Below are 2849 nucleotides of genomic sequence, written 5' to 3'. Positions count from 1 at the left end.
TAGGATGAGCAACTGGATCGTCTGGATTAATATAACGTTGAATTAAACAATTAATTTCTTCTCTAGATATTCCTTTTGCCACTGCTACAACTGCTAAAGCAGGAAAATTTTTCCCTATTTCTTGAAAGCAAAAATATTGCTCTCGAACAGACATCTGAGAAATTTCTATTTCTGACAGTTTTGCTAAACCTTTAATCACGGCAATTGTACTTTTAATTTCTGCATTGCTATACTTCAACCGCATTAATTCAACTTCCGCTTTTTCTGGATTAGGATTCACTAATATTGCTAATTTAGCGATCGCCAATAAAGATGTTTTAACTGTATCGCGCACCCCAGTTGCTAACTCTACTTCTAAATTCGACCAATTTTTTGTTAACTGCTTTACGACTATCTCTACCTTTTTTCCTATTTCCAGATTTTCTGTTGCTGCGGGAAAATAATCTGAGAGTAAACCATTTTTCCAAGCTTTTTCTATCCAAATCATTCCGTCAGAATGACTCAAGAAATAACCTAATTCTGTCTGCACTCTTTCTGCTGCGACTTGGGTAAGTAAAGGTGCAAATTCTCCAATAGTTTTTTGAGTTTCTGGGGAAATAACAAAACCTAATTGTGCTGCTTGACGATATGCGCGTAATAATCGAAGAGGATCATCTCTAAGATTCCCAGGTTTTACCATTCTAATAATACCTTCCTGCAAATCTTTCAGAGCATCAAATAAATCTATCAATTCATCAGTAAAAGGATTATAAGCAATAGCATTTATCGTAAAATCTCTACGCCATAAATCTTCCTCCAAACTATCACCTTCAATCTCAGCAAAATCAACTGTCATTCCTTTAAATACCACCCTCGCAATTTTTCGTTCCGCATCCAAAACCACAAACCCCGCTTGATATTTCTTAGCAATATTTCTGGCAATACTAACTGCTTGGTTAAGGATAATAAAATCTAAATCTAAATATTCGCTCTTGCGTTTCAGCAAAGCATCCCGCACCGAACCACCTACTAAATAAACAGGTTGGGGGAGCATTCTTCCATCAAAGGGCCAAGTTTCCGGTGATAAAGCAGACAGGGAATTTATCGACATTGCCACAAAAATCAAATGAGTTTCTTTGCACTGAGACTTTTACTTACGTTAAAGTTAACATTATGTCTGAAAAAAATATTTTTTCCCTCTGGAATAACCTTTGTCTCCAAGGCAAAATTTGATCAACTCCAGATCAAATTAATTTGGGTTAAAATATACCAATTCCCATAAGGAGTGAGGTGCAAAGTTCTTTTGTTTTAGGGAGTTGGGAATAGAAAAGAAAAAAACAACTATACCTCACTAACTTGAGAAACCCTATATAAACTTATCAAATCATTAAGATAAGAAATTATTCCATCTATTAAGATTAAACTTGACCATCAAAGAGGTACTTACAAATGTGTATTTGTGTTAACTGCCACTATGTAGATCGGTGTGTCACTTATCATGCTGTCGAAACTCAGCATGAACAACTTCATTTAACAGAAAATCCAGATTTTGATCCGGTTGAACCTACTATCAATGTCAATATTCGTCCCAAACAAGACGAAATTGAGATGGAATGGGATGTTGTTGGTTGTGAAAGTTTTCTACAAGAAATGGGCAAATGGGCAAAATTAAGGCCAGGTGAACTTGTCCCTACCTAAAATCAGCTATCAGTTATCAGTTATCCGTTATCAGTTATCCGTTATCCGTATCTCCAGCAATAGGGAGGTTTGAAATACGGAATATTGTTTTTTTATCTTCTTAAAAAGGGAGATGGAGTGATCAGGAAATGAAGAGATGGGGATATTAATTAAGTACCATTATCTTTCGTATTTCATATAACTTTTGATATCCCCTTTTTTTGAGATATATTCCTTACCCATAAGTCTTTAAACCTTTAGAGAGAAGCAAAAGTGGGAGAGTAGGAAGAGATTAGATCGATATTATTGCTTAAATAAGTAGTATTAGAGGATTTTTCCTTGTTTCTTTTTTTCCATCAGTCACTCAAATCATCTCATAGCAATTCACTTAAAAGATATTACAAATAGTTTCCAACTTCAGATGTAAAATAATTTATATAAATTACTATAGATTGAAGGTTTTGATCCTATAAAATCTTACTTTAGTCAGAAGTTATAAATTAAATTATTGCTGTGAATAAATTTGAGAATAGGGAGAATGTCTTAATAGTAATGGCAAGTGTAATATTTAAGTTTATTGTCTAGTTCCCGAATTTTCTCGACTGCTGTAAAAAAATCAGAGTGATTGAGATTTACTCTATCTAGATAACTGAAAAAATCGACTCTATTCAAATAGAATAAATCATCAAAATCTCGATAAAATACAAACTCTCCTCAAACTGAGAGTAGGGAGTCAGCAAAAAGAGAGAGAATATATTTAAGTTTCTAGTCTACTTACCGAATTTTATCGACTGCTGTAAAAAATCAGAGTGATTGAGATTTACTCCCTCTGGATAACTGAAAAAAAATCGACTCTATTCAAATAGAATAAATCATCAAAATCTCGATATATGCTAAATTTATTCTAGAGAAACTGTCAAGGTTTAAATTCTCTCCTTTCAAGGAGAAAAAAACCAAAAAACTTTTAATTAATCCTCTTATTTTTGAGAAGAGGTAATTATTAATTGTTAATTATTAATTATTGAAGAATTCTATGATGAGTTACTGCTTTAATTCTACCTGCAAAAAAATACAAACTCTCCTCAAACTGAGAGTAGGGAGTCAGCAAAAAGAGAGAGAATATATTTAAGTTTCTAGTCTACTTACCGAATTTTATCGACTGCTGTAAAAAATCAGAGTGATTGAGATTTACT

The 2849-nt window shown here is 33.1% G+C and carries 2 protein-coding genes; one reads left to right on the top strand and one right to left on the bottom strand.

What is annotated here, in order from left to right; translation table 11 throughout:
- Positions 1-1090, bottom strand: a 1090-nt coding sequence (locus tag F6K40_RS39685; RefSeq protein ID WP_293145660.1) for a tRNA nucleotidyltransferase/poly(A) polymerase-related protein, incomplete at its 3' end; no start/stop codon positions are given.
- A gap of 338 nt (positions 1091-1428) precedes the next feature.
- Here F6K40_RS39685 and F6K40_RS39680 point away from each other — a divergent pair.
- Positions 1429-1677, top strand: coding sequence for a Ycf34 family protein (locus tag F6K40_RS39680; RefSeq protein WP_293110778.1), 249 nt, complete (start codon positions 1429-1431; stop codon positions 1675-1677).
- The last annotated feature ends 1172 nt before the right edge of the window (positions 1678-2849 follow it).

This window comes from Okeania sp. SIO3I5 (genome assembly GCF_010672085.1).
Classification (GTDB): domain Bacteria; phylum Cyanobacteriota; class Cyanobacteriia; order Cyanobacteriales; family Microcoleaceae; genus Trichodesmium.
This window is presented reverse-complemented; position numbering and strand designations above follow the sequence as displayed.

What these genes read in the sequence shown, in the direction of transcription:
- F6K40_RS39680 (WP_293110778.1), top strand. Translation starts at nt 1,429, where the DNA reads ATGTGTATTTGTGTTAACTGCCACTATGTAGATCGGTGTGTCACTTAT.